The organism is Rhizobium sp. CC-YZS058, assembly GCF_034720595.1.
Classification (GTDB): domain Bacteria; phylum Pseudomonadota; class Alphaproteobacteria; order Rhizobiales; family Rhizobiaceae; genus Ferranicluibacter.
In genome coordinates, this window is the sequence record NZ_JAYESJ010000001.1 from 3,227,381 (window position 1) to 3,248,066 (window position 20,686).

The 20,686-nt window shown below is 65.9% G+C and carries 22 protein-coding genes; 7 read left to right on the forward strand and 15 right to left on the reverse strand.

All coding sequences use genetic code 11. The features are described 5' to 3' along the window. Positions 1-4: 4 nt before the first annotated feature. The gene (locus tag U8330_RS15475; RefSeq protein ID WP_323106145.1) at positions 5-472 is read right to left on the reverse strand and encodes a cyclophilin-like fold protein; all 468 of its coding nucleotides are present in this window, start codon (positions 470-472) and stop codon (positions 5-7) included. Further along, positions 469-1,668 carry an MFS transporter gene (locus U8330_RS15480; protein WP_416236867.1) on the reverse strand — a complete coding sequence of 400 codons (1,200 nt, stop codon included), beginning with the start codon at positions 1,666-1,668 and terminating at the stop codon, positions 469-471. Before U8330_RS15480 ends, U8330_RS15475 begins: the two co-directional genes overlap by 4 nt. Positions 1,669-1,791: 123 nt before the next feature. Here U8330_RS15480 and U8330_RS15485 point away from each other — a divergent pair, with 123 nt between their 5' ends. Further along, the gene (locus tag U8330_RS15485) at positions 1,792-2,718 is read left to right on the forward strand and encodes a LysR family transcriptional regulator (RefSeq protein ID WP_323106147.1); all 927 of its coding nucleotides are present in this window, start codon (positions 1,792-1,794) and stop codon (positions 2,716-2,718) included. 144 nt (positions 2,719-2,862) lie between these two features. Beyond that, positions 2,863-3,585, forward strand: coding sequence for a Crp/Fnr family transcriptional regulator (locus U8330_RS15490; protein WP_323106148.1), 723 nt, complete (start codon positions 2,863-2,865; stop codon positions 3,583-3,585). Between the two features lie 39 nt (positions 3,586-3,624). Here U8330_RS15490 and arsC read toward each other — a convergent pair whose 3' ends face one another. The 4 genes from arsC to U8330_RS15510 are packed head-to-tail and all read right to left on the reverse strand — an operon-like array spanning position 3,625 to position 5,885. Continuing rightward, positions 3,625-4,047 (reverse strand): arsenate reductase (glutaredoxin), encoded by a 423-nt coding sequence (arsC, locus tag U8330_RS15495; RefSeq protein ID WP_323106149.1) that lies wholly within the window; start codon positions 4,045-4,047, stop codon positions 3,625-3,627. A gap of 2 nt (positions 4,048-4,049) precedes the next feature. Next, complete coding sequence (arsB, locus tag U8330_RS15500) at positions 4,050-5,084, reverse strand: ACR3 family arsenite efflux transporter (protein WP_323106150.1); 1,035 nt, start codon at positions 5,082-5,084, stop codon at positions 4,050-4,052. A 4-nt stretch (positions 5,085-5,088) separates the two neighbouring features. Continuing rightward, positions 5,089-5,535, reverse strand: coding sequence for an arsenic resistance N-acetyltransferase ArsN2 (gene arsN2, locus U8330_RS15505; RefSeq protein ID WP_323106151.1), 447 nt, complete (start codon positions 5,533-5,535; stop codon positions 5,089-5,091). Beyond that, on the reverse strand, positions 5,532-5,885 hold the full coding sequence (locus U8330_RS15510; RefSeq protein WP_323106152.1) for a metalloregulator ArsR/SmtB family transcription factor: 354 nt from the start codon (positions 5,883-5,885) through the stop codon (positions 5,532-5,534). Before U8330_RS15510 ends, arsN2 begins: the two co-directional genes overlap by 4 nt. Before the next feature lie 176 nt (positions 5,886-6,061). Between U8330_RS15510 and U8330_RS15515 the strand changes: the two genes are divergently transcribed. Next, on the forward strand, positions 6,062-6,772 hold the full coding sequence (locus U8330_RS15515) for a RibD family protein (protein WP_323106153.1): 711 nt from the start codon (positions 6,062-6,064) through the stop codon (positions 6,770-6,772). 39 nt (positions 6,773-6,811) lie between these two features. Here the strand turns inward: U8330_RS15515 and U8330_RS15520 are convergent, their stop codons facing one another. From U8330_RS15520 to U8330_RS15530, 3 genes are read right to left on the reverse strand one after another with little or no spacing between them, the layout of a single operon-like run. Beyond that, positions 6,812-7,588 carry an SDR family oxidoreductase gene (locus tag U8330_RS15520; protein WP_323106154.1) on the reverse strand — a complete coding sequence of 259 codons (777 nt, stop codon included), beginning with the start codon at positions 7,586-7,588 and terminating at the stop codon, positions 6,812-6,814. Between the two features lie 4 nt (positions 7,589-7,592). Then, entirely contained in the window at positions 7,593-8,741 is a 1,149-nt protein-coding gene (dgoD, locus tag U8330_RS15525) for a galactonate dehydratase (RefSeq protein WP_323106155.1), read from the reverse strand. Beyond that, entirely contained in the window at positions 8,738-9,541 is an 804-nt protein-coding gene (locus tag U8330_RS15530; RefSeq protein WP_323106156.1) for a FadR/GntR family transcriptional regulator, read from the reverse strand. Before U8330_RS15530 ends, dgoD begins: the two co-directional genes overlap by 4 nt. 201 nt (positions 9,542-9,742) lie before the next feature. Between U8330_RS15530 and U8330_RS15535 the strand changes: the two genes are divergently transcribed. The 4 genes from U8330_RS15535 to U8330_RS15550 all read left to right on the forward strand — a co-directional run bounded on the left by U8330_RS15535 (position 9,743) and on the right by U8330_RS15550 (position 14,063). Continuing rightward, complete coding sequence (locus U8330_RS15535) at positions 9,743-10,726, forward strand: arabinose ABC transporter substrate-binding protein (RefSeq protein WP_323106157.1); 984 nt, start codon at positions 9,743-9,745, stop codon at positions 10,724-10,726. Between the two features lie 63 nt (positions 10,727-10,789). Beyond that, on the forward strand, positions 10,790-12,322 hold the full coding sequence (araG, locus tag U8330_RS15540) for an L-arabinose ABC transporter ATP-binding protein AraG (RefSeq protein WP_323106158.1): 1,533 nt from the start codon (positions 10,790-10,792) through the stop codon (positions 12,320-12,322). Beyond that, positions 12,319-13,269 (forward strand): L-arabinose ABC transporter permease AraH, encoded by a 951-nt coding sequence (gene araH, locus U8330_RS15545; protein WP_323106159.1) that lies wholly within the window; start codon positions 12,319-12,321, stop codon positions 13,267-13,269. Before araG ends, araH begins: the two co-directional genes overlap by 4 nt. A gap of 71 nt (positions 13,270-13,340) precedes the next feature. After that, the gene (locus tag U8330_RS15550) at positions 13,341-14,063 is read left to right on the forward strand and encodes an SOS response-associated peptidase (RefSeq protein ID WP_323106160.1); all 723 of its coding nucleotides are present in this window, start codon (positions 13,341-13,343) and stop codon (positions 14,061-14,063) included. Between the two features lie 44 nt (positions 14,064-14,107). Here U8330_RS15550 and U8330_RS15555 read toward each other — a convergent pair whose 3' ends face one another. From U8330_RS15555 to U8330_RS15580, 6 genes are all read right to left on the reverse strand, one after another. Further along, positions 14,108-15,364, reverse strand: a complete 1,257-nt coding sequence (locus tag U8330_RS15555; RefSeq protein ID WP_323106161.1) for a DUF5996 family protein — start codon at positions 15,362-15,364, stop codon at positions 14,108-14,110. A gap of 79 nt (positions 15,365-15,443) precedes the next feature. Beyond that, positions 15,444-16,379 carry a pirin family protein gene (locus U8330_RS15560; RefSeq protein WP_323106162.1) on the reverse strand — a complete coding sequence of 312 codons (936 nt, stop codon included), beginning with the start codon at positions 16,377-16,379 and terminating at the stop codon, positions 15,444-15,446. A gap of 149 nt (positions 16,380-16,528) precedes the next feature. Next, a complete protein-coding gene (locus U8330_RS15565; protein WP_323106163.1) occupies positions 16,529-17,296 on the reverse strand; it encodes an ABC transporter ATP-binding protein in 768 nt (255 codons plus the stop codon). 12 nt (positions 17,297-17,308) lie between these two features. After that, on the reverse strand, positions 17,309-18,289 hold the full coding sequence (locus U8330_RS15570; RefSeq protein ID WP_323106164.1) for an ABC transporter substrate-binding protein: 981 nt from the start codon (positions 18,287-18,289) through the stop codon (positions 17,309-17,311). A gap of 53 nt (positions 18,290-18,342) precedes the next feature. After that, positions 18,343-19,182 (reverse strand): ABC transporter permease, encoded by an 840-nt coding sequence (locus U8330_RS15575; protein WP_323106165.1) that lies wholly within the window; start codon positions 19,180-19,182, stop codon positions 18,343-18,345. A 10-nt stretch (positions 19,183-19,192) separates the two neighbouring features. Further along, positions 19,193-20,542 carry an LLM class flavin-dependent oxidoreductase gene (locus tag U8330_RS15580; RefSeq protein ID WP_323106166.1) on the reverse strand — a complete coding sequence of 450 codons (1,350 nt, stop codon included), beginning with the start codon at positions 20,540-20,542 and terminating at the stop codon, positions 19,193-19,195. Positions 20,543-20,686 lie beyond the last annotated feature (144 nt).

A 20,686-nucleotide genomic window follows, 5' to 3' on the forward strand; every position in this document is an offset into this window, starting at 1 on the left:
GGACTTAGCGAAGGACGTCGATACGCAGCGGATAGCGGCCGGAGACATGGAGCGCCTCCATGCCCGTATCGAAGCGGCCGAGGCGCACGAGCCCCGGATGCTTGTAGGGACCGAAGAACATGGCGAGGTTGCCCCAGGGCATGTAGTAGCAAAGGTCGTAGGGCTGCTCGTTGTCGAACGGGCCGTTGCCCTCCACCGTCAGCTTGCGCGGCAGATAGGCGATCTTCTCATTGCCGCCGAAATCCTCGATGGTCAGGTCGAGCGGCAGCAGGGCGAAGAAGTCGCGCGCGGAGGGATTGTCGTAGAGCGTTGCGGTCAGCACATGCTCGGCAAAGGTCAGGGTGATGCGCATGCGGGTCCTGTCCTGGTTGTTCGGGTCTGTGGCGGCCTGCACGGCTCGAGGGCCAAGTGCGAAGGCGGCGCAGCCGGCGATCAGGCGGCGGCGGTTGAGCCTTGGGCAAAGCGGGGTCATGCCTGTCGCCTTTCGGAAAGCCGCCAGGCAGCAAGGGCAGCCAGCGCGGAGCCGCCGAGCAGCATGGCGGAAAGGAGGAAGGTTGCCTGCCAGCCGAGGCTGTCGAACATCAGGCCGCCGAGCGAGGCGCCGGCAGTGATCGCCAGCTGGATGACGGCCACCTGCAGCCCGCCGCCGGCCTCTGCCTCGTCCGGCAGGGCGCGGCTGAGCCAGGTGCCCCAGCCGACCGGGGCCGCCGTGCCGAGAAAGCCCCAGCCGATCAGGGCGGCAAAGACCGGCGCCTCCGCCCGGCCGACGACAAGGAGAAGCAACGCGAGCCCGGCCATGAGCAGGGGAATGCCGATGAGCAGGCTGAAGAGCCGGCGGCCGAGGAGATGCCCGATCGCCACGGTGCCCGCAGCGCCAGCAAGCCCCATGGCCAGCAGCATCAGCGACAGGGTTTCGATGCCGACCCCGGTTACCTGTTCCAGAAACGGGCGCAGATAGGTGAACAGCGCGAACTGGCCCATGAACAGCATCAGGATCGCCGCCATGCCGAGCGCGATCGGCCGCCGCCCGAGCAGCCTCAGGACGCCAAGGGCCGAGCCGCCGGCGCGCGGGGCGAGCGCGGGAAGGCTGATCCATTGCCAGAGAAGCGCCAGCAGGCCGACCGGCACGACGAGGAAGAAGGCGCCGCGCCAGCCGATCATTGCGCCGAGCAGGCTGCCGAGCGGCGCGGAGATCGTGGCGGCGACGGCATTGCCGGCGTTGAGCAGGGCTAGCGCCTTTGGCACCTCTGCCTGCGGCACGAGCCGCATGACGATGGCAGTGGACAGAGACCAGAAACCGCCGACCGCGACGCCGAGCAGCGCGCGCCCGACCATGAGCAGCGGATAGGACGGCGAGAGCGTGACGATGATGCCGGACAGAACGAGGAGACCCGTCAGCCCGAGCACGACCGCGCGCCGGTCGAGCCGCCGGGTCAGCCCGGCGAGACAAAGGCTGGTTGCGACGGCAAACAGCCCGGAGATCGAGATCGCCTGGCCCGCGTGACCCTCGGTCACGCCGAGATCGGTCGCAATCGGTGTCAACAGGCTGACCGGCATGAATTCGGACGCGATCAGGGTGAAGACGCAGAGTGTCATGGAGAACACGGCGCTCCAGGCGCCGCGCCGCGTCGGCTCCCCGTCCATCACTGTCATCGGCGCGATCGTCATGGCGTTCATCCGTCCTTCGGCAAGCTTCGAGGGGAAGATAAAACCGAGCCATTCCCCCAACAATCCGTGCTAAACGGCATGGACCTATCGAAATTCGATATGAATAAGCGGAGAGGATGCGCGATGCAGCGTGAGGATATGAAGGACCTGATCTGGTTTCTGGAAGTGGCGAAGGCGCGCAGCTTCACCCGCGCCGCCGCCCAGCTCGGCACCTCGCAATCGACGCTGTCCCACACGATCCGCCAGCTGGAGGCGCGCCTTGGCGTCCGCCTTCTGACCCGCACCACCCGCAGCGTCTCGACGACGGAGGCCGGCGAGAGGCTCCTGCAGTCGCTGGCGCCGCGGTTCGAGGAGATCGAAGCGGAGCTCGCCGGTCTCGTCGCCTATCGCGACACGCCCTCCGGCACGGTGCGGCTCACCCTGTCAGACCACGCGCTGCAGGGCCTGGTCTGGCCGAAGCTCGCCCGCATTCTCGCCCGCTATCCCGACATCCGCGTCGAGCTCTACAGCGACAACGGCATGCGCAACATCGTGGAAGAGCGCTTCGATGCCGGCGTTCGGCTGGGCGAAAGCGTGGACAAGGACATGATCGCCGTGCGCATCGGCCCGGACTGGCGGCTGCGCGCGGTCGCTTCCCCCGCCTATATCGCGCAGCGCGGCATTCCGCTGACCCCGCAGGATCTCGTCGGCCACCTGTGCATCAACATGCGCCAGGTCAGCTGGGGCGGCTTCTACAGCTGGGAGTTCGAGAAGGACGGACGGGAGGTGCGCGTGCGCGTCGACGGGCAGCTGAGCTTCAACACCTCGCTCGCCCAGATCGACGCGGCCATCCGCGGCTATGGCATCGCCTATGTGCCGGAAGATCTCGTCGAAGAGCCGCTTGCGCGCGGCGCGCTGCGAGCCGTTCTGGATGACTGGAGCCCGCCCTTCAGCGGCTATCACCTCTATTACCCGAGCCGCCGCCAGATGTCGCCCGCCCTTGCCGTCATTGTCGAGGCGCTTCGCCACCGGCCGGGAGCAGCGCCGCCACACGCGGATCTTGCGAGTTGACGTGGAAAAAAGGTCGCGCCGTCGGTACGATAGGGTACAGGGGAGGACTGGCGGGTGGTCATTGCCTTCGTCAGGGCGCATGCTGGACCCTGCTTCGGCTCGTCGCGGCACGAGAGCGGGCTCGTCACCGCAAGGGAAGCGGGGATGACCATCACACAGGGCAAGATCACCAACCGGCTGCTGCGCGCCTTGTCGCCCAATGAATTCGCATGCCTTGCTCCGCACCTAGAGCCCTATGTGCTGCCGTTGCGCCATACGCTGGTGGAGGCCGACACACCCACGGCCTATGTTTGGTTTCTGGAAAGCGGCCTGGCCTCGGTCATCGCCTCCAACGGGGATGACGAGGAGGTCGAGGTCAGCCATATCGGACGCGAAGGCATGAGCGGGCTGCATGTTCTGCTGCAGACGGACAGCACACCGAACCGGACCTTCATGCAGGTCGAAGGAACGGGACTTCGCGCACCCTCGGCCGCCATTTGCGCTTTGTTCGACAGCAACAAGGGCATCCGCGATCTTCTGCTGCGCTATGTCTTCACGGCTTCGCTGCAGCTTGCCCATTCGACGCTGGCCAATGGCCGCTACACGATGCACGAGCGTCTCGCCCGTTGGCTGCTGATGTGCCACGACCGGATCGACGGCGACCACCTGCCGCTCACCCATGAATTCTTGTCGCTCATGCTGGGCGTGCGCCGTTCGGGCGTGACCAACGAGCTGCATATCCTCGAAGGCATCCACGCCATCCGCGCAACCCGGGGCGATATCCATGTCATCGACCGCGCGCGGCTCGAGGAAATCGCCGGCGGAAGCTATGGACGACCGGAGGAGGTCTATGACCGGCTGATCGGCAAGCCGGCCGCCGGCAGTTGAGACCTGATCGCCCGTCCGTCATGGGCCGGTCGGCGGAAGTCAGAGAACCCTGCGTCCCTCGCCATCGAAGACCACCTCGCCATCCTCCTTGACGAAAGCGCCGCGCGGCGTGTCCGGCAGGATCTCCAGCACCCGCTCCGAAGGACGGGCGAGGCGCGTGCCGAGCGGCGTCACCACGAAGGGCCGGTTGATCAGGATCGGATGCGCAAGCATCGCGTCGATCAGGGCCTCGTCGCCGAGAGTCTGATCATCAAGGCCGAGATCCAGATAGGGCGTGCCCTTCTCCCGGATCGCCTCGCGCACACGAAGACCCGCAGCCGCGATCATCGCGACCAGCGTCTCCCGGCTCGGCGGCGTCGCCAGATAGTCGATCACCTGCGGCTCGATGCCGGCATGGCGGATCAGCGCCAGGGTGTTGCGGGAGGTGCCGCAGGCAGGGTTGTGGTAGATGGTTGCGTCCATGGTCAGATCTCCTTCTGCACGACACGGGAAACAGCCTGGCCGCGTTCGTACCAGCCGCGGCTGCGATTGACGATGGCGACCACCGAAAGCATGACCGGCACTTCGATCAGCACGCCGACCACGGTGGCGAGCGCCGCACCCGACTGAAAGCCGAAGAGGCTGATGGCGGCCGCGACCGCAAGCTCGAAAAAGTTCGAGGCGCCGATCAGCGCCGAGGGGCCGGCCACGCAATGGGCCTCTCCGCTCAAGCGATTGAGGAGATAGGCGAGCCCCGAATTGAAATAGACCTGGATCAAGATCGGCACGGCGAGCAGCGCGATGACGCCTGGCTGGGAAAGGATCTGCTCGCCCTGAAAGCCGAAGAGCAGCACCAGCGTGGCAAGCAACGCTGCAAGCGACAGCGGCTGCAGCCGCGCAGCGAGTTTCGCCGAATCGGTCATGCGGCGCAGGAACTGGGCGACGATGACCGGGAGCACGATATAGAGCAGGACCGAGAGGATCAGCGTGTCCCAGGGCACGGAGATGGCGGACAGGCCGAGCAGGAGGCCGACGATGGGCGCGAAGGCGACGATCATGATGGCATCGTTGAGCGCCACCTGGCTCAGCGTGAAGTGTGGCTCGCCCCTGGTCAGGTTCGACCAGACGAAGACCATGGCCGTGCAGGGGGCGGCGGCGAGCAGGATGAGCCCGGCGATGTAGGAGTCGATCTGCGCCTCCGGCAGATAGGGCCGGAACAGCCAGCCGATGAACAGCCAGCCGAGCAGTGCCATGGAGAAAGGCTTGACCGCCCAGTTGATGAAGAGCGTCACGCCGATGCCCCGCCAATGGCGCCCGACCTGGCCGAGCGCGGCGAAATCGATCTTGAGGAGCATGGGGATGATCATCAGCCAGATCAGCACCGCCACCGGCAGATTGACCCGCGCCACCTCCACGGCTGCGATGGCCTGGAAGACGCCGGGCATGAGATGGCCGAGCGCGATGCCGACGAGGATGCAGAGGGCCACCCAGAGGGTGAGAAACCGTTCGAAGCGGCTCATGGGCTTAAACCTTGATTCGGTGGACGAGAAGCGAGGCGGACGCGGGACAGAGATGTTGCGCCTGTTGGGACTGGCGGATCGCTGCCGGTGCCGCTGTGCGATCGATGTGCGAAAAACCGAGCCGCTCGAAAAACGGCGCCGCCTCCTCCGTCAGGAGAAAGAGTTCGGCGACGCCGAGGTGGACGGCCTGGGCCAGCAGGGCGGAAACGATGGCCTGGCCGTGCCCCTGCCCACGGCTTTTCGGAAGGACGACGACCGACCGCAGCAAAGCAATCGCCCCGTGCAGTTCAAGGCCGCCGAAACCGATCGCTCGGCCATCGTCATCGAACCGGTAGAAGCGCCGGCCTGGCTCGGCGAGGTCGTCGACCGGCAGCCGCGCAGTGGACAGGGCCGCGCGAAGATCGTCTGCGGCCGGATCGATCGGCGTGATCGCAAGACCCGTCGTGCTCATTGCGCCTTCACCTCCTGAGGGGAGCAGCAGACCGACACGGCAGCTGCAGGAGCGCAGATCTCGGGGTGGCCGGAGCAGCAGTCTTCCATCAGGAAGCGGACGAGCTCGGCCAGCGAGGGGTAGCTCGCACTGTAGATGATCGAGCGGGATTCCCGCCTTTGATCGATGAGGCCGGCACGATCGAGTTCCTTCAGGTGGAAGGACAGACTGGAAGGCGAAAGTCCAAGCGCCTCCGCAATCGCCCCGGCCGCCATGCCTGCGGGTCCGCAGACAACGAGCTTTCGCACAATCTGCAGCCGGGTTTCCTGCGACAGAGCGGAGAATGCGGCAAGCGCACGGTGATCATCCATGATTCGATATCCGTTGAAATATCGAACAAGACCTAACCTCATCCGCGCCTTTTGGCAAGCGTCGGGTCTGCGTTCATTGCCATTCCCACCGTTCGCAGCCCTTGCCGCCTTGCGCTGCCGCCACCAGGCTCTAGCTTCAGGCGCAGATCAAGGTTCCGCTTCACAAAGGTCAGCCCATGAAACCCGCGCTCATCTGCCTGATGATCACCTCTCCTGACGGAACCCTGCATCCGAGCAAGCTGACCCAAAGCCCGGACGGCAGCCGGTCGGACTGGTCCACGCTCTACGAACAGATCCATGCGGAGCATGGCGGCGACGCCTGGATGGTGGGGCGGGTGACGATGGCCGAAATGTCGAAAGCGGGTCCGCATCCGGTCGAAAACCCGCAGGCAGTCGCACGCCCCGCACATTTCGCGAACCGCGCGGCCAAGAGCTTCGGGATCGCCATCGATCGAAGCGGCACGCTGCATTTCGACAAAGGCGAGCTGTTCGGCGATCATATCGTCGTCCTGCTTGGCCATGACGTGCCGGACAGCCATTTGGCGGAACTGGCGCAAGACGGCGTCTCCTATCTCCTGTCTGACACCGAGGAGATGAACATCGGCGCCATGCTGGAGACGCTCAACCGCGAACTCGGCATCACCCGCATCCTGCTCGAAGGCGGGGCCGGCACCAACGGCGCCCTGCTGGCCGCCGGGCTGGTGGACGAGATCAGCCTGGTCGTCGCCCCCGCACTCGACGCCCGCAAGGGCGCCGACCGGGTGATCGAGTTTGGCGAAGAAGGCCTTGCCGGCAAAGTGGAACTCTCCCTCCTCGCCTGCACCCCATTGCCCCACGGCGCCGTGCACCTGCGCTACAAGACCGTGGCGCCGTCTTCGGGAGCATAGGCTCGGGGACGTGAACGAAGGAGGACAGGTCGACTCTCGTCAGGGATGATGAAGCACACTCAGGCCGCCGTCGACCGTCAGGCAGGTGGCGGTCATGAAGGGGCATTCGTCGGAGATCATGAAGAGAGCGGCCAAAGCGATCTCGCTCGGCGCCGCGATGCGGCGGCCGGGGTGCAGCGACAGGGTCTCCGCCTCGGCGGCGGCCGGGTCGGGAAAGCTGTTCCAGTAGTCGATCACCTTCTGCGTCCGGACATAGCCGGGCGCCAGCGCATTTACGCGCACGCCGTGTGCCGCATATTCGAGCCCCAGCGCCTTGGTCATGCCGAGCAGCGCATGCTTGGCGACCGGATAGGGGAAGGTGTGGGGAATGATGGTGAAGGCATGGGTGGAGGCGATGTTGAGGATGACGCCGCCTCCGGCCGCGATCATGCCCGGCAGCACCGCGCGGCTGCAGTTCCAGGCGCCCTTGAGGTTGATGTCGAAGCAGCGGGTCCAGTCCTCGTCGCTCAAGGAGAGCGCTTCGGAAAAGACGTTGACGCCGGCATTGTTGACCAGCGCGTTGAAGGCGCCGATCTCCACCGCCGCCTGGCCGATCGCCGATGAAATCGCCGCGGCGTCGGTGATGTCCGCCGTGGCGGAAAGGATATGGGCTCTCTGGTCGCGCAGCCGCACGGCCTGTTCTTCGAGCAGCGGTCCGTCCCGATCGATCAGCAGCAGGGCCGCACCTTCCTTCGCGAAGGCCTCGGCCATGGCAAGGCCGATGCCCTGCGCGGCGCCGGTGATGACGATGCGCTTGCCGGCAAGACGATCGGTCATGATCCTACCACTCCGCGACGCTGCCGTCGGCATGGCGCCAGACGGGGTTGCGCCAGCGATGACCTTCCTTGGCCCGCTCGATCACATAGGCCTCGTTGACCTCGATGCCGAGGCCGGGCCCCTGAGGGATCGAGACGAAGCCATCCTCGTAATGGAAAACCTCCTTGTTGGAGACGTAGTCGAGAATGTCGTTGCCGGTGTTGTAGTGGATGCCGAGGCTCTGCTCCTGGATGAAGGCATTGTGGCTGACGGCATCGACCTGCAGGCAGGCGGCCAGCGCGATCGGACCGAGCGGGCAATGCGGCGCCAGCGCCACGTCATAGGCCTCTGCCATGGCCGCGATCTTGCGGCATTCGGTAATGCCGCCGGCATGCGAAAGATCGGGCTGGAGAATGTCGACATAGCCATCGGCCAGCACGCCCTTGAAGTCCCAGCGCGAATAGAGCCGCTCGCCGAGCGCGATCGGCGTGGAGCAATGATTGGCGATCTCCTTCAAGGCCTCCCGGTTCTCCGAAAGCACCGGCTCCTCGATGAACATCAGCTTGAACTGCTCGAGTTCCTTGGCCAGCACCTTGGCCATGGGACGATGGACGCGGCCGTGGAAGTCGACGCCGATGCCGATGTTCGGGCCGATCGCATCGCGGATGAGGCCGATCGTCTGCACCGCCTTGTCGAGCTTCTCGTTGGTGTCGACGATCTGCAGTTCCTCGCAGCCATTGAGCTTGATGGCCTGGAACCCGCGCGCCACGACCTCGCGGGCATTGTTGGCGACATCGCTCGGCCGGTCGCCGCCGATCCAGCTATAGACCTTGATGCGGTCGCGCACCTGGCCGCCGAGCAGCGAATGGATCGGCGCGCCGAGTGCCTTGCCCTTGATGTCCCACAGCGCCTGGTCGATGCCGGCAATGGCCGACATATGGAGGGCGCCGCCGCGGTAGAAGCCGGCGCGATACATGACCTGCCAGTGATCCTCGATCAGGAACGGGTCCTTGCCGATCAGATAGTCCTCGAGCTCGTGCACGGCCGCCTGGACGGTCAGCGCCCGGCCCTCGACCACCGGCTCGCCCCAGCCCGTAATGCCCTCGTCCGTTTCGATCTTCAGAAACATCCAGCGCGGCGGGACGATGTAGGTGGTGAGCTTGGTGATTTTCATGACGAGACTCGTTCTGACAGCGGACGGGCGGAGCGCTCGGCCGGAATGGGATGTTTCTTCATCGCAATGGCAAGGTCGCGCGCCGCGACGTCGAGCATGCGGTTGACGCAATCGCGCGCGGCCGCCTTGTCGCGCAGGCGGAGCGCTTCCACCAGCTGGCGGTGCAGCTCCACCGCCTCGCCGCGCGCATCCGCCGCCTCGTTGGAGGCATGGAGCGAAAATTCGAGCGCCGCTTGGATGATGCTGATGAGCTGCTGGAAGACCTGGTTGTGGCTGGCCTTGAGCAAGGCCGCATGGAAGGCGACATCGGCCTTGGTGAAGGCCTCCAGATCGCCTTCCGCATCGCGCATGCACTCCCAGGCCCGCTCGATCTCCGCCACCTCCTGCATGGTGGCCCGCTCGGCGGCGAATTCGGCCGCGAAGGGCTCCATGGCGCGCCGGGCCTCCAGCACGCAGCCGAGAAGATCATATTCGAAGATGCGCGGACCGATCCACTCGAGCACCTGACCGTCGAGGATGTTCCACTCGTCCTTGCCGCAGACGATGGTGCCGACGCGCGAGCGACCCCGCACCAGGCCTTTCGATTCCAGGATCTTCAGCGACTCGCGAATGACGGTGCGGCTGACGCCGTAGCGCAGGCAGAGCTCGGCCTCGGTCGGCAGAAAGCCACCGATGGCGAAGACCTCGTCGAAGATGTCGGTGGCGATCGTCCGCGTGATGTTCTTCTGGACGCGCGGACGCCGGGGAGCCGCGTCTCCCTGGTCTGCCTCCAGGCGCTTCGTGAGCTTGTCTGCGGCCATTACCACTCGCCTCCTCGTCAACGCCGGCGCATGGCGTTGATCCGTGACCTGTTTCGCCGGTGAAGGCAACGGTCGAATCCCCTCCCCTCTTTGCCACAGCGGGACGCCATATGCAATTCATCATACAAGTCAGATTGACGGTTATGATGAAACACATTATCCCGATAGCACTGCTTGCGCAGTCAAAGTGGGAGAGAGACAATGGGAATGTTCAAGAAAGCGCTGCTTGCCGGCGCCGTGCTGCTGATGGCCGCCGGCTCCACCCTCGCTGCCGACGTCAAGATCGGCTTCATCGTCAAGCAGCCGGAAGAGCCCTGGTTCCAGGACGAATGGAAGTTTGCCGACGTGGCCGCCAAGGAGAAGGGCTTCACGCTCGTCAAGATCGGCGCCGAGGACGGCGAAAAGGTTCAATCGGCGATCGACAATCTCGGCGCGCAGGGCGCCCAGGGCTTCATCATCTGCACGCCCGACGTCAAGCTTGGCCCGGGCATCGTCGCCAAGGCAGCCGCCAACGACCTGAAGGTCATGACGGTCGACGACCGGCTGGTCAATGCCGATGGCAGCCCCATCGAAGACGTGCCGCATATGGGCATTTCCGCAACCAAAATCGGCGAGGCCGTTGGCCAGACGCTCGTCGACGAGATCAAGAAGCGGGGCTGGGACATGAAGGACGTCGGCGCCATCCGCGTGTCCTATGACCAGCTTCCGACCGCGGTCGACCGCGTCGATGGCGCTCTTTCGGTTCTCAAAGCCGCAGGTTTCCCCGAAGCCAACATCTTCGACGCGCCGCAGGCCAAGACCGATACGGAAGCGGCGCTGAACGCCGCCACCGTCGTGCTCAACAAGAACGCCGCCATCAAGCATTGGGTCGCCGTCGGCCTCAATGACGAAGCCGTTCTCGGCGCCGTGCGCGCCAGCGAGACGGTCGGCATCCCGGCCGACAGCATGATCGGCGTCGGCATCGGCGGTGCGGATTCGGCGATCAACGAGTTCAAGAAGCCCACCCCCACCGGCTTCTTCGGCACGGTCATCATCTCGCCCAAGCGGCACGGCTACGAGACGGCGCTCAACATGTATGAGTGGGTCGCCAACGAGAAGGAACCGGAAAAGCTCATCCTGACCGCCGGCCAGCTCGCGCTTCGCGACAATTATGAGGCCGTGCGCAAGGATCTCGGCATCGAGTGATCCGAAACAGGATCAGACCTGCCCGGCGGCAAGCCGCCGGGCCACTCCGCTTCCGGTGAGACCATGCAGAGCTTTCTCGACTTCAAAGGCCTTTCCAAGGCCTATCCCGGCGTGCAGGCGCTGTCGGACGTCTCCTTCTCGGTCGCCAGGGGCGCGGTCCATGGGCTGATGGGGGAGAACGGCGCCGGCAAGTCGACGCTGATCCGCCTGCTCTCCGGCGACCAGTCCGCCGACAGCGGCGAGATCGTCATCGACGGCGTGCCGCAGCGCTACCGTTCGGTCAGCGACGCCTTCCAGGCCGGCGTCATCGTCATCCACCAGGAACTCCAGCTCGTGCCCGAGCTGACGGTGGCCGAAAATCTCTGGCTCGGCCGCTTCCCGGGCCGGGCGGGCGTGATCGACCGTAAGCGGCTGCAGGGCGTCGTCCGCGACAAGCTCTCCGAGATCGGCATCGACATCGACCCCGACCGCAAGGTCGCCTCCCTTTCGCTCGGCGAGCGCCAGATGGTCGAGATCGCCAAGGCGGTGATGGCCGATGCCCGCGTCATCGCGCTCGACGAGCCGACCTCCTCGCTCTCCTCGCGCGAAAGCGAGATCCTCTTCGCCCTGATCGACCGCCTGCGCACCCAAGGCAAGGTCGTTCTCTACGTCTCGCACCGGCTGGACGAGATCTTCCGCCTCTGCGACAGCCTGACGGTGCTGCGCGACGGCAAGCTCGCCGCCCACCATCCCGACATCGCCCATGTGACCCGCGACCAGATCATCTCCGAAATGGTCGGTCGCGAGATCGCCAATATCTGGGGTTTCCGGCCCCGTCTCCTCGGTCCCGTCCGTCTCGAGGTCAGGGAGATCGCCGGCCGCAAGCTGCGCCAGCCGGCGAGCCTGTCCGTGCGCCAGGGCGAGATCCTCGGCCTCTTCGGCCTGATCGGCGCCGGACGCAGCGAAGCGGCCCGGCTGATCTACGGAGCCGACAGCCGCACGCAGGGAACGGTCAGCGTCGACGGCGTGCCGGTCCGGCCCGACAGCCCCCCGGATGCGATCCGCGCCGGCCTCGTGCTCTGCCCTGAAGACCGCAAGGCCGAGGGGATCGTCCAGGGACGCAATATCGAGGAAAACATGGCGATCTCCTCGCGCCGGCACTTCTCCCGCTTCGGCATCCTGCAGCCGAAGAAGGAGGCGGAGCTTGCCGAACGCTTCATCGCCAAGCTCCGGGTGCGCACCCCCTCGCGCCGGCAGGATATCGTCAATCTGTCCGGCGGCAACCAGCAGAAGGTGATCCTTGGCCGCTGGCTCTCCGAGCAGGGCGTCAAGGTGCTGATCATCGACGAACCGACCCGCGGCATCGACGTCGGTGCCAAGTCGGAAATCTACGATATCCTCTACGAACTCGCCTCCGATGGCATGGCGATCATCGTCATCTCCAGCGAGCTGCCCGAGGTGATGGGCATCACCGATCGGATCCTGGTGCTGTGCCAGGGCCGGATAGCGGCGGACCTTCCGCGCGACCAGTATGACGAGCGGCGCATTCTGGCAGCCGCCCTGCCCGACGTTTCCAATGCCAGCGAGCTTCCCAACCAACAGGTCCATGCGCGATGACGTCCTTGAAGAAACTCCTCCTCGGCGAACAGGGCCTCGTCGTCATCTTCGCCATCGCCTTTGCCATCGTGGCGCTGACCGTTCCGAACTTCCTGACCGAGCGCAACATGCTGGGCCTGCTGCAGTCGGTCGTCACCATCGGCATCGTCGCCTGCACGATGATGTTCTGCCTCGCCTCGCGTGACTTCGATCTCTCCGTCGGCTCGACCGTCGCCTTTTCGGGCATGGTCGCGGTCATGGCTTCGAACGCCACCGGCTCGATCCTGATGGGGCTCATCGCCGCCCTGCTTTGCGGCGGCGCCGTCGGCCTCGTCAACGGCGTCGTCATCGCCCGCTTCCGCATCAATGCGCTCATCACCACGCTCGCCACCATGCAGATCGTGCGCGGCCTGGCGCTCATCGCTTCCGATGGCCGCGCCGTCGGCATCAACGATCCCGGCTTCTACCAGCTGGCGCTGTCGAAATTCTTCGGCATCCCGACGCCGATCTGGGTGATGGCGCTGTTCTTCCTCGTCTTCGGCTTCGTGCTGAACCGCACCGTGTTCGGCAAGAACACGCTGGCGATCGGCGGAAACCCGGAAGCCTCGCGGCTGGCCGGCGTGCGCGTTTCCTCCATGCGGATCTGGATCTTCGCCCTGCAAGGTCTCGTCTGCGCCGTGGCCGGCGTTCTGCTCGCCTCCCGCATCACCTCCGGCCAGCCGAATGCGGCGACAGGCCTGGAGCTTTCGGTCATTTCGGCCTGCGTGCTGGGCGGCGTCTCGCTGGCCGGCGGCCGGGCCGCCATGACCGGCGTCATCGTCGGCGTGCTGATCATGGGCATTGCCGAGAACGTCATGAACCTGCTCAACATCCAGGCGTTCTATCAATATGTGGTGCGCGGCCTGATCCTGCTGCTTGCCGTCCTGCTCGACAACCTCCGCTCGGCCGCTGCCGGACGCAGGACCTGAGAAGCACGACACGCTGTGGCTCTTGCATGCGGCTCCCCGATCTCCGACAGTCAGCGGCGGAGGACAGACCCATGTGCAATCTTTACAACCTCACCACCAGCCAGGCGGCGATCCGGGACTTTGCGCGCGCCGCGCGCGATGTTCTCGGCAATATGGAGCCGACGATCGACGTCTATCCCGACCGCCTCGCCCCCATCGTGCGCAACGCGCCGGATGGCGTGCGGGAGCTTGCCGCGGTGCGCTGGGGGATGCCGAGCTCGCGCCAGGCGCTGTTCGAGGCCGCGAGCAAGCGGGCCGACAAGCTGCGGGCCAAGGGAAAGCCGGTCGATTTCGACACGCTGCTGACGATGGAGCCGGATGGCGGCACCACCAATGTGCGCAACACGGCAAGCCAGCACTGGAAGCGGTGGCTCGGCGTGGAAAACCGCTGCATCGTGCCGCTGAACCGCTTCGCCGAGCCGGACCCGGCCAGCAAGCAGGACGGGGGACGAACGCCGAATGCCTGGTTTGCCGGTGACGCGAGCGAGCCGCTGATGGCCTTCGCCGGCATCTGGGTGAAGGATTGGACGAGCGTGCGCAAGGTGAAGGAAGGGCTGATCACCACCGATCTCTACGCCTTCCTGACCTGCCCGCCGAACAGCGTGGTGGGCGCCGTGCACCCGAAGGCCATGCCGGTGATCCTGAAAAGCGCCGAGGAGGTCGATGCCTGGCTGACCTTGCCTTGGGAGGAGGCGAAGGCCCTGCAGCGTCCGCTGCCCGACGACGCGCTGATCCGCCTGCCACCGCTTGCCTGACAAGGCGGAACTGACGGCAGACTGCCCATCAAGAGGGAACCTGCTTAGCTCCGGCGCAGCACGTCCTGCCATTCGGGATGGCGGTCGATCTGGGCCTTAGCGAAGGGGCAGAGCGGAATGAGGGAGATGCCGTCGCGCCGCGCATCCTCGACCGCCTGGCGCACCAGACGCTCGCCGACCTTGCGCCCGCGCAGGGCGGCCGGAACCTCCGTATGGTCGATGATGATCAGCCCCTCGCCGGCCCGGCTATAGGTCATCTCCGCTTCGATACCATCGAGCACCAGGAGATAGCGGCCCTTGGCCGGCCCGTCCTGTCGCTCGACCGCGCCGTCGGCCGCGGCTGGATCGGCGGCCGGCTGATGCGGATCGGCCGGGCGGACGCGACCTGCCTCTCCCTGCGCGCATTCCAGCTCCGCGCGATCCCAGTGCCCCAGCGTGGCCGCCGCCTCATAGGTTGACAGGAGGAAGGACAGCAGCGCCGCATCGGGATCTTCCGCCTGCTGCACGGCCTCATAAGGCAGGATGAACTCGCCGAGCGTCTCGCTCCAGAACGCGGCCTCGGGCTTGATAGAAGCGGCGCGATAGCCGCCGGGCGCCGGATAGGCATAGGCGTAGAAGGCCGGATAATCGACGCCGCCGCCACCGCCCGGCCAGAACCCGGCCGAGGAAACCTCGCGGTCATAGGCCTCCTGCGCCACACTGTCCGGCAGGGCCGGAATACCGCCGCCATGGCGCGCGGCCTTAGCGCCGGAAAAGCGGGTGACGGCGAGATCGAAACTGCCCCAGAACAGGTGCACCGGGCTCGATTTGCCGAGAAATCCTGTGCGAAACTGCTTGAAGACGCGATCGACCGCAATCAGCCCCTGGTGGAAGCGCCGCACGGCCATGCCGTCATAGGGACGGTCGCGATCATCCTCGGCGAAGGGAACAGGAAAGGGCACCTCGTTCGGCTGACCATTGAAGACCGGAGTGCCGCCGAGCTCGGCGATCAGCTGCAGGAAGGCGGCGTGAAAAGCGGCGACCGTCATCGGCCCAAGCGCGAAGGAGGCGGTTGCGCCCTCGCCGTTCTGGCCGACGACACGGTGGTCGTGGAGATCGAACAGGATCTCGATGCCCGCACCATCCGGGATGGGCGAGGATGTCAGCCCGCGCGGCGTGACATAGAAGGTCGCGTTCCAGGAGTGGTTGAGCCAGGGCGTGTGCGCCAGCCGATACTTGCCGGCAATCTGCAGGTACAGGTGCAGGGCCGTGCAGGTCTCGCGCCAGCTGAGATAATCGAGCGGGGCCCAAGAACAGGGCATGGGGTTCTCCTTCCATCACGAGCGAGACGCCCGCATCTGCGAGAGCGGCCCGCCATGCGGCTTGGCCGAGTGTCGGGTCTCAGCCGGGCAGCGGCACGAATTCGTCGTGATCATCGACCGGCAGGTCGAACAGGCCCTGGCCCCAGTTCTGCGCCCTCCAGTCTTCCTTGGCGGCCTCCAGCCGCTCGCGCGAGGAGGAGACGAAGTTCCACCAGATGTGGCGGGGACCACCGAGCGTCGCGCCGCCGAGGATCATCAGCCGCGCCCCGCGCGCCCCCGCCTCCACCGTGATGCGATCGCCGGGGCGCAGCACCATCATCTGCGGCGCATCGAAGGTCTGGCCGGCGATCGAGACCGACCCGTCGACGATATAGAGACCGCGATCCTCGTGCTCGTCGGGCATGGGGAAGCGGCGGCCGGGCTCCAGGCGAACATCGGCATAGAAGGTCTCGGAAAACAGCGTGGCCGGCGCCTTCGCCCCGTAGGCTGTGCCAAGGATCAGGCGCACGGACACGCCTTCGTCTTCGATCATCGGCAGGCTGTCTTCGCCGTGATGCTCGAAGAGCGGCGCCATGTCTTCATGCTGCTCCGGCAATGCCAACCAGGTCTGGATGGCAAAGAGGCTGTGCGGCCCCTGGCGCCCGGCCTGCGATGTCCGCTCCGAATGTGAAACGCCGCGGCCGGCCACCATCCAGTTCAAGGCGCCGGGGCGGATGATCTGGTCGGAGCCGATGCTGTCTCGATGATGCAGGTCGCCGCGGAAGAGATAGGTGACGGTGCCGAGCCCGATATGGGGATGCGGCTGCACGTCGATACCCTTGCCTGTGAGGAACTCCGCAGGGCCGGCCTGGTCGAAGAAGATGAAGGGCCCGACCATCTGCCGCTTGGGCGCCGGCAAGGCGCGGCGAACCTCGAAGCCGCCAATGTCGCGCGAGCGCGGAATGATCAGAGTTTCGATCGAATCCAGGCTCGTCGCATCCGGGCAGCCGGGGGACAGCGCGGGGTTCCAGCTCATGGACGATCTCCTCGGACGCGATGGCGCCGAGCACGGGCCCGACGGGCCGTACTCGGCAAGTCATGCCTTACTCTAGCATGTTTTGGTCCCGCGTCTGCCCCGCAGCGCGCTCGGCTTGAAGGTTGGATCGGATCAACGGGCGACGCCCGTCAGTGCAGGCCGAACAGGCCGAGCAGGGTCTCGCGCTGGCGGACGAAGGCAGGCGCGGTGCGATCGCGCGGGCGGGGGAGGTCGATCTCGATCAACCGTGGCGCGCCGCCCTTGTCCCGCGGCAGGATGAGGATACGATCCGACAGGAAGATCGCCTCCTCGAGATCATGGGTGACGAGCACCGTGGTGACCGCCTCCTCCTGCCAGATGCGGGCGAGTTCCTGCTGCATGCCGATCTTCGTCATGGCATCGAGCGCGCCGAGCGGCTCGTCGAGCAGCAGGATTTCCGGCTTGACCGCCAGCGCCCGCGCAATGCCGACCCGCTGGGCCATGCCGCCCGAAAGCTGACGCGGATAGGCCGCTTCATAGCCTTTCAGGCCAACGAGATCGACATAGCGCTGCGCGGTCCGGCGCGCCGTCTCGCGCGGCAAGCCCTGCGTTTCCAAGCCGAAGCCGATATTGTCGATCACCGTCAACCAGGGCAGAAGCCGGGGCTCCTGGAAGATGACCGCCCGCTCGCGGCCGACGCCGGAGGTCGGCCGGCCATCGATCAGCACCTCGCCGCCATCGGCCTCTTCGAGCCCGGCCAGGATGCGCAGCAGCGTCGTCTTTCCCGAGCCGCTGGCGCCGACGATGGCCAGGCTCTCGCCGGGGCGGATGGTCAGGCTGAGATCTTTCAGCACCGGCAGCGGCCGGCCGTTGAGGGTGAAGGACTTGGAGAGGTGGCGCAGGCTCACCTCCCCCCGCTCGGCAGGTTGCAGGGCCATCGATCCGGTCCTTCAGTTGCTCGCCGAATCTGCGCTGTAGAGAATGGTCTTGGCCACGAGTTGGCCGGGCTTGAGCTTGCCTTCGCGCTCCAGCACGTCGATCCAGAACTGCAGGTCGCGGTCTACCGCCTTGCCGCCGGGGCGCACGCCGAAGCCGCGGAAATACTGGGCGAGGTCGGGATTCTCGCCGCGCTCCGCAAGCGCCTTGGCGAAAATCACCTTGGTTTCCTCCGGATGCTCGCGCGCGTAATCGAGCGCGCGCTGCGACTGCTCGACGAAGATCTTGGCGAGGTCGGGATGGGCGGCAATGAAATCGCGCCGGAGCACGATGAAGCCGCCGGCGATCTCGCCCAGCACATCCGTATCGTCGAAGACGGCGCGCAGACCGCCGTTCTTCCTGGCCGCGCCTTCGAAGGTCGTCTGCCAATAGCCGAAGGCAGAGACATCCACCTGGCCGGAGCGGAGCACCTGCTCCAGCTGCGGGCCCGGCACGACCACCAGATTGGCGGCATCGGACGGCAGACCGACCGAATGCAGCGCTTCGCGCACCGTGTAGTCGAGATGGGCGCCGAGCGTGTTGACGGCGATGCTCTTGCCGGCCAGGTCCTTGATCGTCCTGATCGGGCTGTCTTCCGGCACGTAGAAGATCGATTGGACCTCGTCATTGATGCCGTTTGAGGGATAGGCGGCGACGAAATCATTGCCGCCGGCAATGGAGTTGAGCACGGCAGAGGTGGCGGCGCTGCCGATCTCGACATCGCCGGAGGCGAGCGCAATCAGCGAGGCCGGGCCGCCGGCGGCATAGCCGACATTCTCGAGCGTGATGCCGGTGTCCTTGAAATAGCCGAGCTCGTCGGCAAGCTCATAGGCCGAGAGCCCGCCCTGGCTGGCCAGATAGCGGAAGGGCACGCTGTCGGCCGCCTGGGCAAGGGTTCCGCCAAGCCCGAGGGCAAGCGTGGCGGAGAGAAGAAGCAGGCGCGGATGAAGGGTCATGGCGATAAACCTTTTGAGAGAACTCTTGAGGGAAAATGGTCGTGTCGCGCCGGTCAGGCCCAGCGGCAGAGGCGGCGTTGCAGAAGAACAAGCGCGGCATTGGCAGCCAGCCCCAGGATCGCCAGAAGCAGGATGGCGGCGAACATCAGCGGGATCTGGAAATTGTATTGGGCATTCATGACCTGGAAGCCGATGCCCTTGTTGGCGCCGATCATCTCGGCCGCGATCAGCAGGAGGAGCGCTGTCGTGGAGGACAGCCGCAGGCCGACGAAGATGGCCGGGACGGAGGCCGGCAGCACGACGCGGCGGAAGATGGCAAGCGAGCCGGCGCCATAGGTCCGCGCCATCTCGATCAGCCTGGCATCCACCTGTTTTACCCCACCGATCGTGGCAAGCAGGATGGGGAAAAGCGTTGCCCAGAAGATGACGAAGACCTTGGAGGTTTCTCCAAGACCAAGGAGAAGGATGAAGACCGGATAGAGCGCCAGCGCCGAGGTCTGGCGAAAGAACTGCAGCAGCGGATCGAGCGCCTCTTCGACGACCCGCACCTGGCCCATGAACAGGCCGAGCGGAATGCCGAGCGCGACGGCTGCGGCGAAGGCAATTCCGGAGCGCTGCAGGCTGATGGCAATGTCATCGAGCAGCGCGCCGCTGGCGAGACCCTGATAAAGGGCGAGGAGAATGCGATCGAGCGGCGGAAAGACCGAGGGGTTGACCCAGCCGAAGGTGGCGGACGCCTGCCAGAGTGCCAGAAAGGCAAGGACGAGGCCGTATCGCCGCAGCAAAGGCGCAGCGCCGCCCGCGGCAGCCGCCAGCCAGGAAGGGTCGGCGGTGGATCTGGACTGGGCGCCGATACCGAAGGCGCGGGCCTGGAGGAGATCGTCGACGGACATCACGCGCTCCTCACTCGGCGGCCTGGAGCCGCGGCTGCGCGGCCCAGCGATTGACGGGGAACGGCAGGCCGAGGTTTTCGCGCAGGGTCCGCCCTTCATAGGCAGTGCGGAACAGGCCGCGCCGCTGCAGCTCGGGGATCACCAGATCGACGAAATCCTCAAGCCCTGTCGGCAACCAGGGCGGCAGAATGTTGAACCCGTCCGCCGCCTCGTTTTCGAACCAGTCCTGCAGCGTATCGGCGATCTGCACCGGCGTGCCGACCACGGTGTAGTGGCCCCGCGCCGAGGCGACCCACTGGTACAGCTGGCGGATCGAGAACTGGTTCTCGTCGGCGATCTGGCGGATCAGCGCCTGACGGCTCTTCATGCCCTCCGTCGGCGGTGCCGGCGGCAGGGGCCCATCAAGGTCGTATCCATGGAGATCCAGCGTGCCGCCGGTCAGGCCGTTCAGGAGGCCGATGCCGTCTTCCTCGAGGATCAGCCCGGTCAGACGGTCGTATTTTTCCCGCGCTTCCGCCTCCGTCCGCCCGATGAAGGGAGAGACGCCGGGCATGACCAGAATATGGGCCGGGTCGCGGCCGAGCGCGCGCGCGCGGGCCTTGATGTCTCGGTAGAAGGCCTGCGCGGTCCCGATGTGCTGGTGGGCGGTGAAGATGACCTCGGCGGTTTCCGCCGCCAGCCCGCGCCCATCCTCCGATTGCCCGGCCTGCACGACGACCGGATGGCCCTGCGGCGACCGCGCCACATTGAGCGGGCCGCGCACCTGGAAATGCGCGCCGCGGTGATCGGCCTCGTGCAATTTGGCCGGGTCGTAGAAGACGCCGCTCTCCTTGTCGCGCAGGAAGGCATCGTCCTCGAAACTGTCCCAGAGCGCCTTGACGACCGCGACATGTTCGCTGGCGCGCCGGTAGCGCTCTGCATGGGGCAGCTGCGTTTCGCGGTTGAAGTTCTGGGCCGTGGCGTCGCCGGTCGTCGTCACCACGTTCCATCCTGCACGGCCACCCGAGATCAGATCGAGCGAGGCGAACTTTCGCGCCGTCGTATAGGGCTCTTCATAAGTGGTCGAGGCAGTGGCGATGAAGCCGAGATGCGTCGTGAAGGGTGCGAGCGCGGAGAAGAGGGTGACCGGCTCGAAGCCCGCCACCTTGGCATTGCCACCTTCCCGCGCACCACCAAAGCCGATCGCCAGATTGTCGGCCAGGAAATAGGCGTCGAACAGGCCGCGCTCGGCCGTCAGCGCCAGCTGCTTGTGAAACGCGTAGCTCACCGCCCCGTCGGCCGGCTGATCGGGATGGCGCCAGGAGGCGATGTGCTGCCCGCCGCCCGGCAGGAATGCGCCCAGTCTAATCTTGCGTGTCATGGCAGGTCCTCTCGCATCGCTGATGGGACCTACAGACTACATAGTCTATAATGTTAATAGAGAAATGGATTTGCGTCGGTGCTGGTTCAGCGCGAATTGGTTTTGCGCCAAACGGACCGGCGCAATGGCATTGCATCCCCTCGT

Coding starts and splice junctions, on each gene's coding strand:
- U8330_RS15475 (WP_323106145.1), bottom strand. CDS start 472: ATGACCCCGCTTTGCCCAAGGCTCAACCGCCGCCGCCTGATCGCCGGC.
- U8330_RS15480 (WP_416236867.1), bottom strand. CDS start 1,668: ATGACGATCGCGCCGATGACAGTGATGGACGGGGAGCCGACGCGGCGC.
- U8330_RS15485 (WP_323106147.1), top strand. CDS start 1,792: ATGCAGCGTGAGGATATGAAGGACCTGATCTGGTTTCTGGAAGTGGCG.
- U8330_RS15490 (WP_323106148.1), top strand. CDS start 2,863: ATGACCATCACACAGGGCAAGATCACCAACCGGCTGCTGCGCGCCTTG.
- arsC (WP_323106149.1), bottom strand. CDS start 4,047: ATGGACGCAACCATCTACCACAACCCTGCCTGCGGCACCTCCCGCAAC.
- arsB (WP_323106150.1), bottom strand. CDS start 5,084: ATGAGCCGCTTCGAACGGTTTCTCACCCTCTGGGTGGCCCTCTGCATC.
- arsN2 (WP_323106151.1), bottom strand. CDS start 5,535: ATGAGCACGACGGGTCTTGCGATCACGCCGATCGATCCGGCCGCAGAC.
- U8330_RS15510 (WP_323106152.1), bottom strand. CDS start 5,885: ATGGATGATCACCGTGCGCTTGCCGCATTCTCCGCTCTGTCGCAGGAA.
- U8330_RS15515 (WP_323106153.1), top strand. CDS start 6,062: ATGAAACCCGCGCTCATCTGCCTGATGATCACCTCTCCTGACGGAACC.
- U8330_RS15520 (WP_323106154.1), bottom strand. CDS start 7,588: ATGACCGATCGTCTTGCCGGCAAGCGCATCGTCATCACCGGCGCCGCG.
- dgoD (WP_323106155.1), bottom strand. CDS start 8,741: ATGAAAATCACCAAGCTCACCACCTACATCGTCCCGCCGCGCTGGATG.
- U8330_RS15530 (WP_323106156.1), bottom strand. CDS start 9,541: ATGGCCGCAGACAAGCTCACGAAGCGCCTGGAGGCAGACCAGGGAGAC.
- U8330_RS15535 (WP_323106157.1), top strand. CDS start 9,743: ATGGGAATGTTCAAGAAAGCGCTGCTTGCCGGCGCCGTGCTGCTGATG.
- araG (WP_323106158.1), top strand. CDS start 10,790: ATGCAGAGCTTTCTCGACTTCAAAGGCCTTTCCAAGGCCTATCCCGGC.
- araH (WP_323106159.1), top strand. CDS start 12,319: ATGACGTCCTTGAAGAAACTCCTCCTCGGCGAACAGGGCCTCGTCGTC.
- U8330_RS15550 (WP_323106160.1), top strand. CDS start 13,341: ATGTGCAATCTTTACAACCTCACCACCAGCCAGGCGGCGATCCGGGAC.
- U8330_RS15555 (WP_323106161.1), bottom strand. CDS start 15,364: ATGCCCTGTTCTTGGGCCCCGCTCGATTATCTCAGCTGGCGCGAGACC.
- U8330_RS15560 (WP_323106162.1), bottom strand. CDS start 16,379: ATGAGCTGGAACCCCGCGCTGTCCCCCGGCTGCCCGGATGCGACGAGC.
- U8330_RS15565 (WP_323106163.1), bottom strand. CDS start 17,296: ATGGCCCTGCAACCTGCCGAGCGGGGGGAGGTGAGCCTGCGCCACCTC.
- U8330_RS15570 (WP_323106164.1), bottom strand. CDS start 18,289: ATGACCCTTCATCCGCGCCTGCTTCTTCTCTCCGCCACGCTTGCCCTC.
- U8330_RS15575 (WP_323106165.1), bottom strand. CDS start 19,182: ATGTCCGTCGACGATCTCCTCCAGGCCCGCGCCTTCGGTATCGGCGCC.
- U8330_RS15580 (WP_323106166.1), bottom strand. CDS start 20,542: ATGACACGCAAGATTAGACTGGGCGCATTCCTGCCGGGCGGCGGGCAG.